At 50.3% G+C, this 17,400-nt stretch carries 14 protein-coding genes and 4 pseudogenes; 2 read left to right on the top strand and 16 right to left on the bottom strand.

Annotated features, from left to right (window positions below; all coding sequences use genetic code 11):
- Positions 1 to 11 precede the first annotated feature (11 nt).
- From DRI82_RS01030 to DRI82_RS00950, 16 genes and pseudogenes are all read right to left on the bottom strand, one after another.
- Positions 12 to 503, bottom strand: coding sequence for an Hcp family type VI secretion system effector (locus DRI82_RS01030; RefSeq protein WP_114191646.1), 492 nt, complete (start codon positions 501 to 503; stop codon positions 12 to 14).
- Positions 504 to 517: 14 nt separating this feature from the next.
- A complete protein-coding gene (locus DRI82_RS01025) occupies positions 518 to 2,185 on the bottom strand; it encodes an OmpA family protein (protein ID WP_114191645.1) in 1,668 nt (555 codons plus the stop codon).
- Positions 2,185 to 2,874, bottom strand: coding sequence for a type VI secretion system protein TssL, short form (tssL, locus tag DRI82_RS01020; RefSeq protein ID WP_114191644.1), 690 nt, complete (start codon positions 2,872 to 2,874; stop codon positions 2,185 to 2,187). The genes DRI82_RS01025 and tssL overlap by 1 nt, the downstream gene beginning before the upstream one ends.
- Positions 2,871 to 4,220 carry a type VI secretion system baseplate subunit TssK gene (tssK, locus tag DRI82_RS01015; RefSeq protein WP_114191643.1) on the bottom strand — a complete coding sequence of 450 codons (1,350 nt, stop codon included), beginning with the start codon at positions 4,218 to 4,220 and terminating at the stop codon, positions 2,871 to 2,873. The genes tssL and tssK overlap by 4 nt, the downstream gene beginning before the upstream one ends.
- 13 nt (positions 4,221 to 4,233) lie before the next feature.
- Positions 4,234 to 5,784: a type VI secretion system contractile sheath large subunit gene (gene tssC, locus DRI82_RS01010; protein ID WP_114191642.1), complete on the bottom strand. Its 1,551-nt coding sequence runs from the start codon at positions 5,782 to 5,784 to the stop codon at positions 4,234 to 4,236.
- 36 nt (positions 5,785 to 5,820) lie between these two features.
- Positions 5,821 to 6,315: a type VI secretion system contractile sheath small subunit gene (gene tssB / locus DRI82_RS01005; RefSeq protein ID WP_114191641.1), complete on the bottom strand. Its 495-nt coding sequence runs from the start codon at positions 6,313 to 6,315 to the stop codon at positions 5,821 to 5,823.
- 699 nt (positions 6,316 to 7,014) lie between these two features.
- A pseudogene (locus tag DRI82_RS01000) lies at positions 7,015 to 7,250 on the bottom strand (JAB domain-containing protein); the annotation flags it as partial.
- 530 nt (positions 7,251 to 7,780) lie between these two features.
- The gene (locus tag DRI82_RS00995) at positions 7,781 to 9,010 is read right to left on the bottom strand and encodes an O-antigen ligase family protein (protein ID WP_114191640.1); all 1,230 of its coding nucleotides are present in this window, start codon (positions 9,008 to 9,010) and stop codon (positions 7,781 to 7,783) included.
- A gap of 56 nt (positions 9,011 to 9,066) precedes the next feature.
- The gene (gene rfaQ, locus DRI82_RS00990; protein WP_114191639.1) at positions 9,067 to 10,224 is read right to left on the bottom strand and encodes a putative lipopolysaccharide heptosyltransferase III; all 1,158 of its coding nucleotides are present in this window, start codon (positions 10,222 to 10,224) and stop codon (positions 9,067 to 9,069) included.
- A 106-nt stretch (positions 10,225 to 10,330) separates the two neighbouring features.
- Positions 10,331 to 11,005, bottom strand: a complete 675-nt coding sequence (locus DRI82_RS00985; RefSeq protein WP_114191638.1) for an EcsC family protein — start codon at positions 11,003 to 11,005, stop codon at positions 10,331 to 10,333.
- A 244-nt stretch (positions 11,006 to 11,249) separates the two neighbouring features.
- Positions 11,250 to 11,970, bottom strand: a pseudogene (locus DRI82_RS00980) (DUF932 domain-containing protein); the annotation flags it as partial.
- A gap of 302 nt (positions 11,971 to 12,272) precedes the next feature.
- Positions 12,273 to 12,953 carry a YecA/YgfB family protein gene (locus DRI82_RS00975; RefSeq protein ID WP_114191637.1) on the bottom strand — a complete coding sequence of 227 codons (681 nt, stop codon included), beginning with the start codon at positions 12,951 to 12,953 and terminating at the stop codon, positions 12,273 to 12,275.
- 311 nt (positions 12,954 to 13,264) lie between these two features.
- A complete protein-coding gene (locus DRI82_RS23715) occupies positions 13,265 to 13,471 on the bottom strand; it encodes a hypothetical protein (RefSeq protein ID WP_157967986.1) in 207 nt (68 codons plus the stop codon).
- Between the two features lie 110 nt (positions 13,472 to 13,581).
- The gene (locus DRI82_RS00965; RefSeq protein WP_114191636.1) at positions 13,582 to 13,860 is read right to left on the bottom strand and encodes a putative holin; all 279 of its coding nucleotides are present in this window, start codon (positions 13,858 to 13,860) and stop codon (positions 13,582 to 13,584) included.
- Positions 13,861 to 14,534: 674 nt separating this feature from the next.
- Entirely contained in the window at positions 14,535 to 14,732 is a 198-nt protein-coding gene (locus DRI82_RS00955; protein ID WP_114191634.1) for a helix-turn-helix transcriptional regulator, read from the bottom strand.
- 20 nt (positions 14,733 to 14,752) lie between these two features.
- Positions 14,753 to 15,804, bottom strand: a pseudogene (locus DRI82_RS00950) (tyrosine-type recombinase/integrase); the annotation flags it as partial.
- Here DRI82_RS00950 and DRI82_RS00945 point away from each other — a divergent pair.
- Positions 15,801 to 15,967 (top strand): annotated as a pseudogene (locus tag DRI82_RS00945) (transposase); the annotation flags it as partial. The pseudogenes DRI82_RS00950 and DRI82_RS00945 sit on opposite strands and share 4 nt — an antisense overlap.
- Positions 15,968 to 16,290: 323 nt before the next feature.
- Complete coding sequence (locus DRI82_RS00940; protein ID WP_114191633.1) at positions 16,291 to 17,223, top strand: GGDEF domain-containing protein; 933 nt, start codon at positions 16,291 to 16,293, stop codon at positions 17,221 to 17,223.
- Positions 17,224 to 17,400: the final 177 nt, after the last annotated feature.

The following is a 17,400-nucleotide window of genomic DNA, read 5'->3' as shown; positions in this document are numbered from 1 at the left end:
CCAGTCAGGCATTACGCGGTGGTGCGTTCGTTCCAGGAATCGGAATGAATGATGTTGCCGTCTTTGTAGGCCCAGGTGATTTTTTCGTAGCGCAGCTCAACCTCTTCGAGATGGTTGTGCTTTTCTTTCGCCGGATCTTTGACGTCGTGCATTTTGGGCGCGACTTTAACCAGCTTCACGTTTTCCAGTTTGGTGTTGAAATACTCAACTTCCTGGCCCGCGTCGTTGATTTTGTACCACTTGAATTCGGCAGATTTCAGGGTTTGGCCGGTGGAAACCGCTTTGTAGAGATACGGGCTGGAAGAGTCGATCTCCTTGGTAAATTTGAACGGGGTGTGGATACGGGTACCCGTCAGCTTGCCAGTGTTGTTGTCGGTCGGGATATACAGATCATGCTCCTGAGACACGACTTCGATGCTGCCTTCACGATCCTTCACATCGACGGAACCTTTAATGTCGTCATCGCCATCGTCTTTCAGCCAAAGATAAATAGGAATTGCCATTGGATAGTCTCCATTTAGTGTTTAAAACCGTCACCATCCTGTGATGACGGAGGGGTAATGCCCGGTATGCGACAGGCATCCGCCTGCGGTACCAGACTGATTTCGACACGTCGGTTCTGCGCACGGCCATCCGTCGTATCATTTGAAACAATCGGGCGGCTGTCGCCGTAACCCTGTACCGCAAAGCAACTTTCCGGTACGTCGCCGGTATCACGCATCCAGTTACGAACGGCTTCAGCCCTTTGCAGGGACAGTGTCTGATTGAGTTGTCGGCTCCCGGTATTGTCGGTGTGACCGCTGACCACAATCAGCCAACCAGGCTTCGCCTTGATGCCAACCAGCGCGTTAACCAGCACTTTGGTTGACCCGTCCTTTAGCGCTGCTTTGCCGGAATCGAACAGCGACATGCTGTCCAGGCGAACAATCTTCGGTACTGGTTTCAGTTCCTGAGACGGAGGGGGAACATACGTGTCGATGGCCTGTTGCAGAACCAGCCACAGACGTTGCCCGGGGTAATATCCCAGGCTATAACGCATCGGTTCGCCCTGGCGCTGCCAGCGCTCAAGTAACAGTGCATCCTGCTTAAGGGCCAAGAGCGACTGCGCTTTGGGTGCATAATGTGTCATCGGGATGGCATGCCAGCGTTGTAAATCAGCACCGATCTGGCGGATAAGATCCCGGTTATTGGATGCAGAAAAGCCAAGTGCTACAAGGCCACACAACCACAGGAAAAACACCACGCGACGGGTACGTTGCCCGCCCTGAACCGGGGCGGCGAAAGGAGCCAGTAAAGGCAGGACGGCATCAGGAAAGCGGTTGGCCGGTTCGTTGCAACCCGCCGTATAAGGAAGCTGTAAGCACGTGTGGCGATAAAGCCAGAGTGACCATACCGACTGAGCCCTTTCGGACACCGCTCCGGTACGCAAAATGACGGCAAACAGACGAACAGGCGGGTATAACCTGTCTGCTTTCTCCAACTCATCAAGTAACGCTTCTCGAATAAAGTCGAAAGTCTGGCTAAGCAACGGGAGCGTTGAGAGGTTCTCTTGCGTCTGCTGCCAGTCAGCGAAGGCAAGGGGGGATTCATTTGCCGGACACACAATCGGCTTGTCTCCGCGAACCATGACCCACGGCGTTTCAGGGCCGGAGAATTCACAGTTCAAGACAACCGGCAACGTAAATCCGGTGACCGTGCTCAGTTGCCTGACCTGCTGGCGGAGTGTTTTCAGCGACGCCCGAAGGACGGCTTCATCCTGATGCTGGTCGGGCAGGCAAACATACATGACAGAAAGCTGGCCTGCCTTGCGGGGCTGTTGTGCCTGAATACTGCGAACGACATCAGTGAGGCGGCTGACATCCCCGACCCGGAGCCACCAGCCCTGGGCTGTTTTTCGCAGTTGTTGTGCGTGAAACACATTGTCCAGACCCTCACCACACACCAGCACCACCGGCCCCTGCGTGTCCAGAAGCGGTAATTCAAATGATGAAAGCGTTCCGTCTGCGGGCATTTCACGGCGGCGGCAACCTTTCCAGACCAGCCAGCCCGCCAGAATGCCTATGAGCAGTGTTGCCAGTCCTTTGACCAGGTTTCCGACCGGAATGAAATACCAGAGCAACCATAATAGCGCAGCAGCACCGGTCAGGACGTGTAACACAACGGAGACAATGACAGATTTACGCATTAATGTGGCAACTCCGGTAATTGCGCGGACAACAGCGCCTGAAGCCAGAGATGTCCGCCCCACCACGCAACACCCGTAAGGAGCACTGCAAGAACGATCCAGAACCAGACCGAGCGCATCACGCTGTAACGGTGTTTGCCCGTCCGGTGGATCACCAGAGATAGCCCCGCATCAGGCGGCGATACACGCTCAGAAAGCGCGCTTATCATCTCATCACGTTGCGTCTGGCTTACGGCCTTCAAGCTGTACAGCCCCTGAAAGCCCAGCGCGATAACACGGTGATAACAGGTCAGCACAGCATTAACCGGAGCGGGCTGGCGCAACACCTCGGCTATACGATCCCAGAGCGCCTCACCTGCACGCAGGGAACCAAAAAACCGGGCCTGAAGCGGTGCCTTCCGCCAGGCCACCTGGCCTTCATCCACCGAGGGTTCTTCACCCGCTTTCGGCTCCTCTGGCTTCCTGCTCATCACCGCTTCATCCAGGAGGGCGCACTGGGCATAGGAGATATGTTCAATACTGGCCTCATCGTACCCGGCGCGTTCCAGTGCCTCACGAACGTTCTCAACCTGCTTACAACATTTATCGTAAAGCGCTGTTCCATCCGGGGTCGTGGCACCGTACTTCAGCATAGTGACGGTCAGCCAGGTATCCGACATCAGTTGGTCGATATCAATTTCTTGTCTCATGATCGCAACACCGCAAACAGTTCAAGTTCCAGCGCACCCAGCAATGACGGTACGTAGAACATGCACACGCCCTGCTCCTGCATCTCGCGGGCAGCAGTGCTCTCCATATCCAGCGCGAAATACTGGTTTTCCATTCGCACTGGCAATGCTGCCGGTACCCTGCTGACCGGAATAAGTGGGATCCCCTTGAGTGCCGCGCTGTAGATTTCTTTCACGTCATCGGGCGAACCTGCCTGACAAAGTGAGGGGAATTTATCGGCGATCTGCCAGGCCGGAATATCGGATCGCACCGAGAGGTACAAGTCAGCTTCTTCACGCAGACGGATATCATGCAGCGAGGCTTTCCATGTCTGCTCATCGGGTCGCGACATGTCCAGGGCGATAACCCGTGACGGCAGGCTGGCTTCCAGCAAACCGGTGATCAGCTCAAACAACATCGGGAAGGTGTTAGCCGGTTCAGCGTGGTCGTAGCCAGGGATGGCATCCAGATCGCTGTCCAGGGAAAAGGTCAGCATGCTGCCTGCAAGACGGGCGAGCTCAGCCCAGACCTGCTCAGGATGTCGGGCCGGGAAGCGTTCAAACTCAGTGAGTACCCGGGCATGAGAGTTAAGCGCATTCAACAGCCAGAACAGGGAGACATCCGCTACTGCAAAGTCAGCCAGGCGTTCGTTACTCTCACGACGCATAGACATGAGACGCTGACGGCGGGAGCGGAGCTGGCGATTCAGCAGAACCAGACGCTCACGAAGCGTGGGGCTTGCTGAGAACAACGCCAAAGGAGGAATAAAGGCCGGATCCTGACGCCATCCCCCTTGCCCGTCCCGGATAAGCCGCGCAACCGGACACGTTTTCCACGACGCGTTACTTTCGTGCCCAAAGCGAACGGCATAATTGAACCGGGCAACGGCCACGGACTCTTCTTCAGAGCCGAAGGCATCCTGAACCGTGACCCATTCTTCACGGTATCGCAGCGGCCTGTCAGAAATCACCGCCTCCTGCTGAACATTGACAACACCTGACTGCATTAACGGCAGCCCGATAACGACCGTTACCACATCGAGGCCCGCTAGCTGGACGGGATCAAGTTCACGAGGCTCCGGCGGCAAGTCGCTGATTTGCGTATCTATCAAGGAACCATCCGCAAGCCAGAGTCGCAGATGCGAGATCTGAATGAGTCCCGAGGAAAGCAGGTTGTCGTCAAACTCAATTTTTTCCACCCCCCACGGAAATGGGGATGCCAGTGCGGATACACCGGCGCTGCGAAAAGATTCCCATTCTGACTGTTGCTGGAATTGCTGAGGGGACAGCAACGCCCCCTCGTTCCACAGCGGACGATAAATTTTCATCCCTGTAACCGCCTTATGCTTTGGCTTTTGGCATCTGGGATACCAGAGATAGATTGACGTCCATGCCTTCAACCTGGAAGTGTGGTACGGCGAACAATTTCACGCGGAAGAAGCCAGGGTTGTCCTCGATGTCCTCAACCACGACTTTTGCATCGCGCAGTGGATGAGATGCCTGCAGGTCGTCGCCCGGATCGGTCATTTCAGTCACCAGCCCACGCACCCAGGTATTGAGCTCTAGTTCCAGCAGACGGCGGTCTTTGGTGGTACCAATGTTTTCACGCTGAATAAGCTTCAGATAATGGGCAATGCGAGACAGCAGGAAAATGTAGGGCAGACGGGAGTTAATACGGCTGTTGGCGGTAGCATCGGCAGTGTCATAGAGCGCCGGTTTCTGGGAGGAATTTGCCGAGAAGAAGCAGGCGTAGTCGCGATTTTTATAATACGACAGCGGGATAAAGCCCAGGTTGGCAAACTCAAATTCACGGGTTTCCGGGATCATCACTTCTGACGGTATTTTTACCTGGTTGCCGGTGCCGAGATCGTAGAGATGAATTGGCAGATCCTGCACTGCACCACCAGCCTGAGGCCCACGAATTTGCACACACCAGCCGTTATTGATAAAGCTTTTCACCATGTTGGCGGCAAATGCAAATGAGGCATTGGTCCACAGATATTTCTCGTGATCCGGCCCCTTCACCTCTTCCACATAGTTGAAGCTGCGCACGGGAACCGTATCCGGACCATACGGCAGACGCCCCAGCACTCGCGGCATAGTCAGGCCAATGTAGCGTGAGTCTTCAGAATCGCGGAAGGATTTCCATTTGATGTACTCGGCACGGTCAAAATAATTGCCGATGTCTTTGATGGCCGCAACGTCTTCCATGCTGGATTTATGGAAGAACTTAGGACCTACCGAGCCGATAAACGGCATATGGGCTGCGGCAGAGACTTTGGAAATATTGCGCAGCAGGGCCATATCCTGAGAAGACGCGTCGAATTCGTAAGAAGAAATAATAGCGGCAATAGGCTCGCCACCAGGCGTGTCATATTCTGCAACATAGGTCTGCAGGTATAGCCCGCTCTGGATGATTTCCGGAGAGTCTTCAAAATCCTGGCGTAGATCGTCTTTAGAGACGTCGAGAATTTCAATCTTCACGTTCTGGCGGAAATCAGTGCGGTCGACAGTATGTTTCAGTCCACGCCACAGCGACTCAACTCTCTGGAATTCGGGGTGGTGCATCACCTCGTCCAGTTGGCGGCTTATCTGACAGTCGAGTTCAGCAATATGCTGGTCAAGTAACGTCTTATCGAGTTTTTCGACCTTCTGGCCGGAATGGGCAATCACCTGCATGAAAACCTGAATGGCCGCAGTGACACGCTCATCAGTTGAGGCTTCAGCCATAACCGAATTATCCTGGTAATTGGATATATCACTCAGGTTTTTAACCGGTGTCAGATTTATTTTTTCAAACAATGAAGCATAAACACTATCGCGTGGCGCTTTTTCCAGTACAGTCGTTTGCCCCTGCACTGAGCTTATTTCGGTATTTACAGACATCAGCATTCTCTCTGTTAGTCCATTAATAGACGCACCCTGTTTTTATTCAGGCGCAAGGGCACTTAATTCGTCGCGTAATTCTTGAGTCAGAGACGGGTCTATAAGAATTTTTTCAAGTTCTTTTCGGAAAGTGACATTATCGAGAAGATTGGATTTAAGATCGCGAAGTAAATTACGCATTGCCAGCATGGCGCGTAATTGAGGGATTTGGCGGGCTACCTGCTCAGGTTCAAAATCTTTCATTCCTGAGAAACTAAGATTAACATTTTCTTCCGCTCCATTTTCTGAAAGCGTATTTTTTACTGAAAAACTCACTTCGGGGTTGAGTTCTGTCAGGACGCTGTTGAAGTTGTTCTTGTTAATATTCATTTTGCTTCTTTCTGACAACGGTAGAGTTTCCTTTCCATTACTGAAATCCCCCATCGCCAGTAATTTCAGGGGTAACTCCACTTTCTTCTGCGCTGAGCCTGTGTGCAAGTCAAGCCGGATATTCACACGTGGTTTCGGCACCTCATTTTGAAAGGTCGATTCAGCCATAACATTTCCTTTGTATTCGAACAGTAGTGAATTTCTACGAAGTTTCTGTACAAAATAATAATAGAGCAAACAGCTACCAGAGATCAACTTTGCAGATTAAAGATCTGTAATTATAAATATAATGAGTGTTTTTCACTAAAAACATAATAATCCTGAATACAGAAAGTAAAGCCTTCCTGGAGGATGTTGACTGCTTTTTACAACTGGGGTGGGTTTATCTGCAGTTTGTAAGCAAAATGATGTAAGGTTGTTTTATAAATAATTTTTTATTGATATAAATCATAATGATTGCTCTAAACCAAGCGGAATGAGCAATTTGAAAGAAGCGACGTTAAGAAATGAAAACCGTCTTATTTAGTTACAAACATTGAGTCATGAAATACCTTATTCAGGAACTCATGATTATTAATATAAATTGATTTTCACATTTAACCAAATATGAATTTTGGATGTGGTAATTGTGGGTATCTCTTTGATAGGAGACAACAATACATTCTGCAATTTCAGAACCACCCGTGTATTAAGATTAATCTTCGTTGCTGGTTTACTTCCTAATTCCCTTCCGTTCACCAGGCAATTCCGCTAGCGGATAAATTTCCTGAAATTATTCTGAAACATCTGACTTTAAACCAGAATACTTCCGAGCATAGCGATGCGATTATTTTATTAAACCCAATGTAGTTGCCGGGCTGTATGCCATTATACCCCACCCAGTATATTTCCCCAGCACCCCGATTCGCCGTGCCCCAGCACAATATGGTCGAGTGTTCTTACCTCTACCAATGACAACGCATCATGATGGCGCGGTCCGCCATACTGGGCTCAGCCACACCGGATGGATGGTTATGCGCCACGACGACAGCCGCTGCATTATGGCTGAGCGCCGTTTTTACGATTTCCTGGGGATAAACCGGCGTCTGGTTTATCGTGCCGATAGGTTCACCAAAGGCAAAGACACGCGTGGTTACCCAGAAAAATAATAATAAAGCGATTGTTTTATTCATCATAAAAATCCTGTAAGAAAGGCAAACGGGTCAACAGCACTCGCCTGAATAAAACGAAGTAAAAGAACGGAGAGACAATGTCATGAAATCACTGACTGAACGTTGACAGTATTTCTTTGGAATAAAAGCGGTCCAGCGAATCAGTTCCCAACCCCACACTACCGAATTTCTTGTAGGAGCTGAGGCTCATCTTATTCAACGCATTGCTACTCATCACCTCATTGATGGCCTGGATTGAATCGGGATTATCACAAGAGAGCGGGTCATTACAGCCTGATAACGCTATAGTCAGCAATAATAGGGAAGCAACAGCATATTTTTTTCATTAAAATTTCTTGGACGAAGGGAGTGTAAAAGCCAGCGTCAGAGACGCTGACCAGGCGGAAGATAACGAAATCAGAGGGAACCCTGTGAAAGTCCGAAACCGGGGCCAGGTAGCAACGACCTCGCCCCGGCAGACCTCAACGTCGATAAGCGCCATACTGGGGCGAAGCAATGCGGTAACCCGCCAGTAAGGCGGCCAGCATCATGAATAGATGCCCCTCGGCAGAATCCAGCAGGAACGAGTTGAACAGATGGCAGGCCATGTAACTGCCAAGCACGGCAACCAGCAGATTGCGGCGGGCAGCCGGTTGACGCCAGGCCGCCTGGAAGCAACACAACATCCAACCCAAAAACAGTGCCAGCCCCAACAGACCGTTTTGTACGGTTTCCAGCAGATACTCGTTATGCGGGTTATGAACGCTGTAGCCAGTCTCCGCGTTGCCATACCAGAAGCTCCCGGCTCCGTTGCCCAGCAGCGGAGCCTGTTTTATCAGGCGCAGTGACTCACGGGCAAAGGCGGTGCGCTGCCCCATCGAGTTGTCGCAAGCCTGGTAGGCCTGGTCTGCCGATGCCAGCACACAGTTGCGGACCTCCTGCAGGCCGAGCGTCAGGCGTTCCGTGGCACGGTTCGGTATCAGAACCAGTGCCATGGCAACCAGCAGACCACAGGCAAGCACGCCGATACGTTGCCAGCGGGGCAGCGTCAGCAACAGCCAGAGCCCCACGCCGACGAACAACGCCACATAACCGGTGCGCCCCTGCACCATCAGCAACACATTGGCGGTTGCCAGCAGCACCAATGCCCCGTATCCCCAGCGTTTCAGACCTGATTGGGCAAAGGCACGGGACAGCCACACCAGAGCCGCGAACGCCATAAACACGTTCTGCGTTATCTGCAGTTTGAATACCGTCGGGTTCAGCGGGTTGAGACCGCCCAGCGTGACGTGCCAGACTCCCGACGTCAGGCTGATGGCCAGTATCACCGCATTGGCCAGCAGAAAGCCGTTGATAAACCGGGTAATAAGCCGAGGGTCAACAAGAAAGAACAGCGCCAGCGGCAACACATACAACAGCTTTTGGTACTTGCCGACCATCTTCGGGCCATAGTCGTGATGCTGGGTCAGCAGCGAGACGGCCAGCAGGGCGAACATCAATGCAGGTAACCACACCAGGGGTTGCCTGAGCAAAGGCATCACGTGGCGGAAATCTCGCTGCCACAGCAGACACACCAGCGCCAATACCAAGGCGGTATTCATCAGCGCGTTGGAGGTCGGGAGAGACACACCGAGTAAGAATGCCGTGAAGCTGAACAGGCGAAAGCGGGCGGGCGTGAACGTCGATACAAAGGACAGGTTTGATGATGACATGGTGATGGACTCATATCAGGTTGATTGAAAACGGTGTCTGCCACCGTACAAGAAGCTCAGGCCGACGTTGCCTGGCTCACGAGCTGGTGGTCGACGGCACGGATAACGTCATCAATCGGGATGGCGTCCAGATAACGTTCCGGGGTATTGGTATCCACTTCATCGGGTTGCGGTAACGAACGGTAATCCCCGGCCCACAACAGGGTGTGCGGAGCCTGCCAGGGTGACCACTGTTGCAGATTGCTGGGGCCGAACAGGACGACGGAAGGTGTTTGTAACGCAGCAGCCATATGCATCGGTACCGAATCCACCCCAATGAATAGTTTCGCCCGGTCAATCAGCACCGCGAGTTCCGGCAGGTCCAGGCGACCAACCAGATTGACCACCCGTTGCGGTAAGGTACAACCCACCAGAATGGCGGCTATCATGGCGATTTCATCCGCAGTGCGCCCTCCGGTCAGCACCACGGTTTCTCCGCTGACGGTGAGATGGTTGATAACCTGTGTGAACCCCGCCACCGACCAGGTCTTGAATGCCCAGCGGGCTGTAGGTTGGATCAGCACAAAATCGGTCAGGTGATGACGCTGGCTGAGCCGGTCAATCTCATCGATATCGCACTGCCGGTAGGCCTGAGTCACCGTGGTGATAAGTGCCGGTAATGCCAGCGGGGTCAGGATGTCGAGGTTATTGAGCACGGTGTGCTGCTGGTTATGCCCCACTACCGGCACCAGCAACGAATGACAGGCTTGCCATAGCCGGTTGTTACGTTTGGGATAACCAAACCCCAGGCTGAAGGTCGGTTTCAGAAAGCGGCAATACAGCGCCGCTCGCCACTGGTCGGACAAATTGATGACCAGGTCGTAGTGACCGGTGCGCAGGCTGTTCCACAGGGCTTTTTCACCGCGATACTGCGCCTTGCAGCCTTGCCGTTTCAGACTGCGATCTACGGTATAGGCCAGATAGACATCCCGATTACCTGCCAGCATCGCTTCCGTGCCGTCATACACCAGAACGTCAATCAGGGCATTGGGATAATTGGCGCGCAGCGTGCCGAGCAACGGCGTAATCAGCAGAACATCACCAAAGTGACGCAGCTTGATGACCAGGATGCGCTGCACCTGGTCACGGTGCAACAGCAGGTTGGGTAACCGACTGTCAGGTAATACTGCCCGGCAAGATCTCGCCGAAAATGCTGAGGGTTGGGCTATCGTCATATTTCGTCGTCTCGGAAAAAATGCAAAAGGCCCCTCTTTCGAACGGACGTCGAAATAGTCAGTGGGGAAGCGAAAATAAAAGGCGGACAAAAGCCCGATATCGGTATTAACTCATGTGTTGATAATCATCATTCATTGATGTCTCTCCGAGGTCGGTAATAAAGGTTTCTCTGGCGATATTGCCAATGATGTTGGTAGAAATACCGTCGAATGCACCACCGACAATACCCCCGGCCAACGGCACCAGTTTGACCAGGTTGATGCTGCCTTTCTGACCAAACTTGGTCAGCAACCGGAAACCGACTGCTTTGTTGATGGATTTGATGATTTCACTGGATACGTTGCGGATAGCGCTGCGGGTAAATTGCATGCCGATTTTGATACCGGCTTCCTTGAGGACATCTTTCGCGGCATTACCGCACAGACAGAGATAGACAAAAGAGCGCACGTTGTCGTCTTTCAGATCATAGCCACCGATGTGGGCAATTGCTGCAATCATCCTGATCTGGATGTACATCACGCTGGTAATATTGACTGGAAGGGCCACCGGCAGCGTAATAACCCCACCCAGACCGGTGACAAAACCGCTGGTTCCTGCCTTGGTATTCTGCCAGCGGATCAGTGCGTTAACACAATCCACCTGGCTTCCTCCCTTCTTCATATAGGACTCGGCTATCTCTTGCGCCGAGTCCAGTCCCGTTACACCATTCACCGCCTTGTCGTAAGCCCAGTCCAATGCCTTCTGAACCTTGCCTGCCGTCAGTACCTTATCCTGTTCCATCTGCGTCTTTCCTCCTTTTTTGATGCATGTCATCTCAGTGATAACAGACAATATTTCCCTGTATGCCGACGTGCCAAAACGTACCTGATTGATGGGTTTCAAGATGCAGAAAAACCGAACAGCACCCAGCCGATCTTATCGGTGGGTGAACGGCAAAGATAATCGGTTGTACAGATCAATAAGATCATACCAATCGTTTAAAACGATCAATCCCTTACAGATGAAGGGGTATTACGCGAAAGTGTTACTTATTGAAGTTAAATATATTTTTAGCCAGCACCCACAAGGAACCGTTGAGCTTGATACTACCTTCAATGCCTTTCACTGCACGGGTTCTGGCCTGTCTGCCATGGGCGTTGCGCCCGTTGAGCCCACCTTTGAGCATGTTTTCCTGCGCACGCTGGTGGTACTCCACAGGTCGTTTTGTCGGTCTTCCCAACGCCGGGGCATCAGGATTTGCTCATCGGTGACCGGCGGGTGGCCTTTATCATAACGGTAGGTTAAAGCCGCTTGGGTAAAGGCCCGTTGGGCCGATAGCGCTAGTGACGTGGTCAGCATGGCTTCACGCGAAGCTTCCACCTTGTCGAAAATCCCCAGCACTTCATAGGCACCTTCGATAACCTGACCAACGACATCGCCCTTATGCGGCACATGCACTTCGCCAAAGCTGTTGCCGCAGACCATTCCGTTGTCATATACAAAGCGGAACAGGCCCGGAATCATCTGGTAATTGCTGGAACCATCGTGGCTGTTGAGCAGGATAATCTCTTGCCAACAATCTGGTTCTCACTGCGTAGGCGCAGCATGTGTTTGGTATGTTCGCGCTTATCCAGGTCACGCACGCGAGTTTGGCAGGCAAAGAATGGCTGGAAACCTTCCCTGCGCAGGTTATCCAATAAAGCGATGGTGGGAATATAGGTATAGCGGTCACTGCGGGATGCATGTTTCTCTTCCGAGAATACGCTAATCGGGGGTTTTCGAAAACCAATTAATCTTGAACCACCGGCATTAAAGCGCGGCATCTAACAAAAGGCAAGCAAACGGAAGAGTCTTGGGAATACAGCACCCAAAAATATAAGCCAAGTTGATATTACCTTGACCTGTCACGTTATATTTCAAAAAAATGCCTATCATTCTCAATGATAAAACCCAGGTAACGAAAATAACCTGCACGGTCCTAATCAGGAAAATGAGAATATCTCAGAAAGTAAAGATCTCATGCCCAAGAATGCATGCACTGCCGTGTTCAGCTTAGGGTTGGTTGCGATCAGTGCAAACAGCACTGTTTAAATTTTTTACCACTGCCACAGGGGCAGGGATCATTACGCCCAACTTTCGACGGGGCCGCATAAGGAACAGGTGATTGTAACGGCATTTCGCTTACTGGCCGTCTCTGGCGCAACCAGTGAGCATGTAGACGAAGTGCTGCTGGTGGTATTTTCTCGATACTCTGTTGAATATCGTCTGCTGACATCTTTTCAAGTAGTGGAAAATTTTCCTCTTTACCGTGGAGGGCAATGACCTTTAACTCAGCGGTAAGCGCTTCAGGCAGTGCAGACCAATCATCCAGCGCTACCCCTCTCATATAACCGAAACACCACTCTTCCGCGATGATATATTCTTCATTATCTATAGTTCGAAATTCGAAAAGCGGTGCAAAATGCTCAGGGTTGTAACAAAGCCGAGCGGTAATGTCATTCATGTGCTGAAAGATGAGATCCATAAAGCGTGTAAATTCATGCTTGGATTTCCAGTGGGGTGCATACTCTTCTCCACCCCATATGACCGCCAACCAGCACCCTGGCGAAATCATATTTGGCCCGGAAAGAAGGGCAGTGAGCATGCCATCGAGCTCAGTAACGTCCAAAATGGAATCATCGTTACCATACTCCATTAAAACGTCATCCAACCATGCCAGTTCTTCATCTGTCAACGGCCCTTGCTTCATTATTAACAACTCCTTCAGCAGGATAGACTTCGAGCATAAGACACCGATTAGCTACGAGCCTGAACCCTATTACGCAAAATGTCTGGTATAAACGGATAGGTAGATCCGCCGAACAGGTGCTCAAGTTTAGCGATCTCCTTTATTGGCAAGGTTAGTATGCCGGAAGATCTCTAAATGTGAATGGTTCGTTTAAGCGGGATACTTACAGCCGATGGGTGCTGCTGATGGCTTTGCTTGCGCATTACGCAGCAGCCTCGTAAAGCCGCTCTGTGATGCAATAAAAAACCGCCCGAAGGCGGTTTAAATGACAACTAGATTCCTTTTCTCGGATCGAGAGGATTTTCATCCTCATCTTCGGCGGGATCGATTATAACCTCTGGATCTTCTTCTGGAACTTCTTCTGGATCATCATCTTCTTCGTCATCATCTTCGTCATCGCGCCGAGTAGGATATTCCTCTTCTTGCAAAGGATATACTTTATCAGGGCGTGGTTTTTGGACATCAGGACGTTCAGACATACTCACCTCCTTATCCCGTGTGGGAATTCAAAATATAGAATGCTGTGGAGGTTTAAAGATGATGCGCATCACACTTCAAAAGAAAATGTTCACCGCGTTAATGGGGGGTTCTATCTAATAGGAACGGCAGCAGTAGCAACGATCAGCGTCCAGGCAAAAAAAGAGAGTAAAGATCGATGTGATAACGAACCACGGCGAAAAGCCATCAAGCGCACAGCGCACACACGCCGGAGTATTGATATGTCAGCGGAGGACATAACGTAAATCACTGCCCCGCCGAATGCGCCGATAACGACGCCTGAATTAATCCAGGGTGCAAGGCCAATAATCGTTACTCCGCCGATAATGTATGTTGCTGCTCCGGTACCCGTGGATACTGGTTCATCCATTTGCTTACTCCTTTGTTCGCTTCGCTCAGCGAACGCCGGGCGTAAAATGAAAAAGGCCACCCGTAGGCAGCCTGGAATTGAATGAATGTGACTAAATGCTTAAGCCGGTTCTGGGAGCGGCGTTTCTGATATGTAGCAGAAGATCAAATCAATCTCCCTTTGGAGTAATATTTGGGACTCCTGAAATATGAGCCATCCTTGCCCCTCCCAATGAACAACCTCCCAACGATCCTTGTCATCTTTTGCCCAATAGTATCCTTTCTGACGCATTGTTACTCCAATCAGCTTGCAATTAAGTCAATAATATATAAACAATATTTATGGCGTTAACAACACTGTTCCCTTTAAGTAGCTTTGCTTTGTTAGCTCTCAGGTTTCGGATATAACTGATACATGAATAAGATTATATTGCCGGGTTCGAGCGATTTCGAACTATCGTTTCCCAAAGATGCGCTTAGTAGGATATTCGCTCCAGGCATCCACCAACTCATAAGGCAAACCATTAATCGTAATACCGCTGAGACTTGGTTTGGGTGAGTTTGGCCTACCCCAGTGAAGTGGAATTTTTTCAGTTTCATTGATTATCCCTTGTTAAAGCTTTCGATTGCTGCGGACAAATACTGAATGGAACCCATCGCAACAGCACGCAACAAATGAACATCCTATATGCTTGATTAGGCGACCTCTTTGCGGGATTCAGCAATGCGCTGGTTGCTCCACTCGTCAATTTCGCTTTCAACAAAGGCAATAGAATGGGTACCGATTTTAACGGGTTGTGGGAATCTATTTTGACTGATCAATTTATAAAGCCATGCTTTCCCGTATCCTGTGCGGCGGGTAGTTTCTGACATACGGATGAGAGATTGAGACATATTAACTCCTGTTTCTATTCGTGATTGTAGGTACCACGAATGCTGTTTTTATCCACGTGGGCCAACTGTGTTTCTATCCACGCGGTATTAAACCCCTGCTCATGAAAAATGGCGCTCATAGTGTGCCGGAAACCGTGATCGGTCGCTCTGCCATGATAACTAACTCGTTTTATCACTTGATTAATGTTGGCTTCGCTCATTGGTTTCAAGCTGTCATTCCGACCAGGAAATGCCAGTTTAAAACGACCAGTAATCTCGTGTAATTGACGCAATAACTCTAATGCCTGCTCTGACAAAGGAACCAGATGAGGGCGGCGCATTTTCATTCTGGTGGTAGGGACTTCCCAGATGGCCTTATCCAAATCAAATTCTAGCCACTCAGCAGCCTGTAGCTTGATTGCACGAACTCCGGTGAGCATGAGTAAACGTGTTGCTATTCGAGTGACCGGGCTGCCGCTATAGGCGTTAAGCGCTTGGAGGAATTCTGGAAGTTCATCTACTGACAAATGGGGGAAATGTGTATGTTTCTGAACGGCTAGGGCACCAGCTAGTTCACCTGCTGATTGTTTTCTGCTCTACCGGTCACTATTGCATAACGGAAAGCTTGGCTGCATGCCTGGCGGATCTTACGCATTTTATCTAGGACACCGCGCTTTTCTAACTTGCGTAGGGTTTCGAGTATTTCTAGAGGTTTGATTTCGGCAACCGGACGCTTACCAACGTAAGGGAAGATATCCTTTTCGAACGATTCCATTAAATCGTCGGCATAACCTTTAGACCAATTGGGCCTTTTGTAGGCATGCCATTCTCTGGCTAGAGCTTTGAACGTGTTATCAATGCTGATTTTCTTGGCTTGTTTCTCAGTTTTCTTTTCTTCACCAGGATCACCACCCACAGCAAGTATACGCTTAGCCCCATCTCTTTTTGCTCTGGCTTCAGCGAGAGTAACATCAGGATAAATGCCAATTGATAGCAATTTTTCTTTACCAGCAATCCGGTACTTCATCCGCCAATACCGCGAACCACTTGTGTTCACTAACAAAAATAATCCACCACCATCAGAGAGCTTATAAGTATTCCTGTGTTAGCAGGCGAGCCAAGTCCGTCAGCCCCCTTTCAAAAACCCCACGCGCGGTGAGACTGCCCACCTGGTTATCGACTCCACCGGATTAAAAGTCTTCGGTAAAGGCGAGTGGAAGATGAAAAAGCATGGTCAGGAAAAGCGCCGCGTCTGGTGAAAACTGCACCTAGCCGTGGACGCCGATAACGCGACAAAACCCTATATGTGTAAGTGAACGGCATTACAACCTACGCTGGGCTTTGGCATTGCGTAAAGGACTGGTGCGGCAACCCTCGCTGGGGATTCAGGCTCTCAGCCCCTGAGCTCTTTTTGACAGGAACGACTCCGTTCTGGCCCCAGTTTGTAACAATGTCAAATAAAGGACACGGTTCTTTTTCAACGACTACACTTGTAAAATTGATTTGACCGCGTGTGATCTCTTGATGTTGCGTTGCTTACGAACCGCGTTCTCCCTTCGATCCCACTAACGGATTTTGTATGAAGATTGAAATTCTTAAACAGGCGGTTATGGATTCGCGAGATGGCATCACCATCTCTGACAATGTCATAGACGACAATCCTTTGATTTTTGTAAATCCGGCTTTTGAGAGGATGACCGGCTACTCCTTCGAAGAAATTACCAACATCAACTGTCGATACCTACAAAATAACGATCGGGAACAGCCAGAGCTGGAGATTGTGCACAACGCCATTAAAAAAGGCGAGTACTGCCTTGTAACCTTGCGAAACTACCGCAAGGATGGAACTATGTTTTGGAATGAGTTAAGCATATCGCCAATTCATGATGAGAGTGGGGCTGTAACCAATTTTATCGGGATTCAAAAAGACGTAACGCCAAGAATGATAATACAGCAACAGCTTCGCGATGAGCATCGGTCCCTCGAAGAAATGAAAATACACTTCGAGCAACTCTCCATAAAGGATGGACTCACCGGAATTTATAATCGTCGCTTTTTTGATACGCAGTTCGACATTCAATGTAAAATTGCCAACCGTAATGGTGACTCATTGACTCTCGCCATGATTGATATCGATCACTTCAAATCATTCAATGATATTTATGGACATCAGGCTGGCGATGAAGCGCTAATACGTGTCGCTGATTGCTTGAGTAAGTCCTTTAAGCGGGGTTCTGATTTTGTAGCCAGGTATGGCGGCGAAGAATTTGTCATTCTCTCCAACGGCATGACGAAAGACCAGGCAACGCTGTATGTGCAGACGCTATGCCAACTCGTGCGAGATTTGAGAATACCGCACTCCGCCTCCAGCACAGGATACTTGACTATAAGTATCGGTTTTTCAGTTCATAGATTTGGCCGACTGCACCCGTCTAACGTACTACTGACATATGCCGATAAAGCTCTCTACGTAGCTAAGGCCCGGGGCAAAGATCAGTTTTTCAGTCTTTAGGTTCTGTACAAAAATCTGTGGGACATGGGGATGAACTGGAGATCCCCCGGCATATTGCAAACGCTACTGAGGGTTTTACGCTCACCCGCAGCCATTGTGGAATGGGATTTGATTCCGTATACGGCGATTCAGGTTATGCGCCTGGAGTGCCCCCGAGCCCGTAGACAAATCTGGCCT

It is taken from the genome of Edaphovirga cremea, assembly GCF_003332275.1.
Lineage (GTDB): Bacteria > Pseudomonadota > Gammaproteobacteria > Enterobacterales > Enterobacteriaceae > Edaphovirga > Edaphovirga cremea.
Note: the sequence above shows the minus strand (reverse complement) of the source record. Positions and strands in the feature narration are given on the sequence as shown.

What these genes read in the sequence shown, in the direction of transcription:
- DRI82_RS00955 (WP_114191634.1), bottom strand. Translation starts at nt 14,732, where the DNA reads ATGTCTCAATCTCTCATCCGTATGTCAGAAACTACCCGCCGCACAGGA.
- tssL (WP_114191644.1), bottom strand. Translation starts at nt 2,874, where the DNA reads ATGAGACAAGAAATTGATATCGACCAACTGATGTCGGATACCTGGCTG.
- DRI82_RS00975 (WP_114191637.1), bottom strand. Translation starts at nt 12,953, where the DNA reads ATGAAGCAAGGGCCGTTGACAGATGAAGAACTGGCATGGTTGGATGAC.
- DRI82_RS00995 (WP_114191640.1), bottom strand. Translation starts at nt 9,010, where the DNA reads ATGTCATCATCAAACCTGTCCTTTGTATCGACGTTCACGCCCGCCCGC.
- tssC (WP_114191642.1), bottom strand. Translation starts at nt 5,784, where the DNA reads ATGCTGATGTCTGTAAATACCGAAATAAGCTCAGTGCAGGGGCAAACG.
- tssB (WP_114191641.1), bottom strand. Translation starts at nt 6,315, where the DNA reads ATGGCTGAATCGACCTTTCAAAATGAGGTGCCGAAACCACGTGTGAAT.
- DRI82_RS00985 (WP_114191638.1), bottom strand. Translation starts at nt 11,005, where the DNA reads ATGGAACAGGATAAGGTACTGACGGCAGGCAAGGTTCAGAAGGCATTG.
- DRI82_RS01025 (WP_114191645.1), bottom strand. Translation starts at nt 2,185, where the DNA reads ATGCGTAAATCTGTCATTGTCTCCGTTGTGTTACACGTCCTGACCGGT.
- DRI82_RS00940 (WP_114191633.1), top strand. Translation starts at nt 16,291, where the DNA reads ATGAAGATTGAAATTCTTAAACAGGCGGTTATGGATTCGCGAGATGGC.
- DRI82_RS00965 (WP_114191636.1), bottom strand. Translation starts at nt 13,860, where the DNA reads ATGGATGAACCAGTATCCACGGGTACCGGAGCAGCAACATACATTATC.
- DRI82_RS23715 (WP_157967986.1), bottom strand. Translation starts at nt 13,471, where the DNA reads ATGTCTGAACGTCCTGATGTCCAAAAACCACGCCCTGATAAAGTATAT.
- tssK (WP_114191643.1), bottom strand. Translation starts at nt 4,220, where the DNA reads ATGAAAATTTATCGTCCGCTGTGGAACGAGGGGGCGTTGCTGTCCCCT.
- DRI82_RS01030 (WP_114191646.1), bottom strand. Translation starts at nt 503, where the DNA reads ATGGCAATTCCTATTTATCTTTGGCTGAAAGACGATGGCGATGACGAC.
- rfaQ (WP_114191639.1), bottom strand. Translation starts at nt 10,224, where the DNA reads ATGACGATAGCCCAACCCTCAGCATTTTCGGCGAGATCTTGCCGGGCA.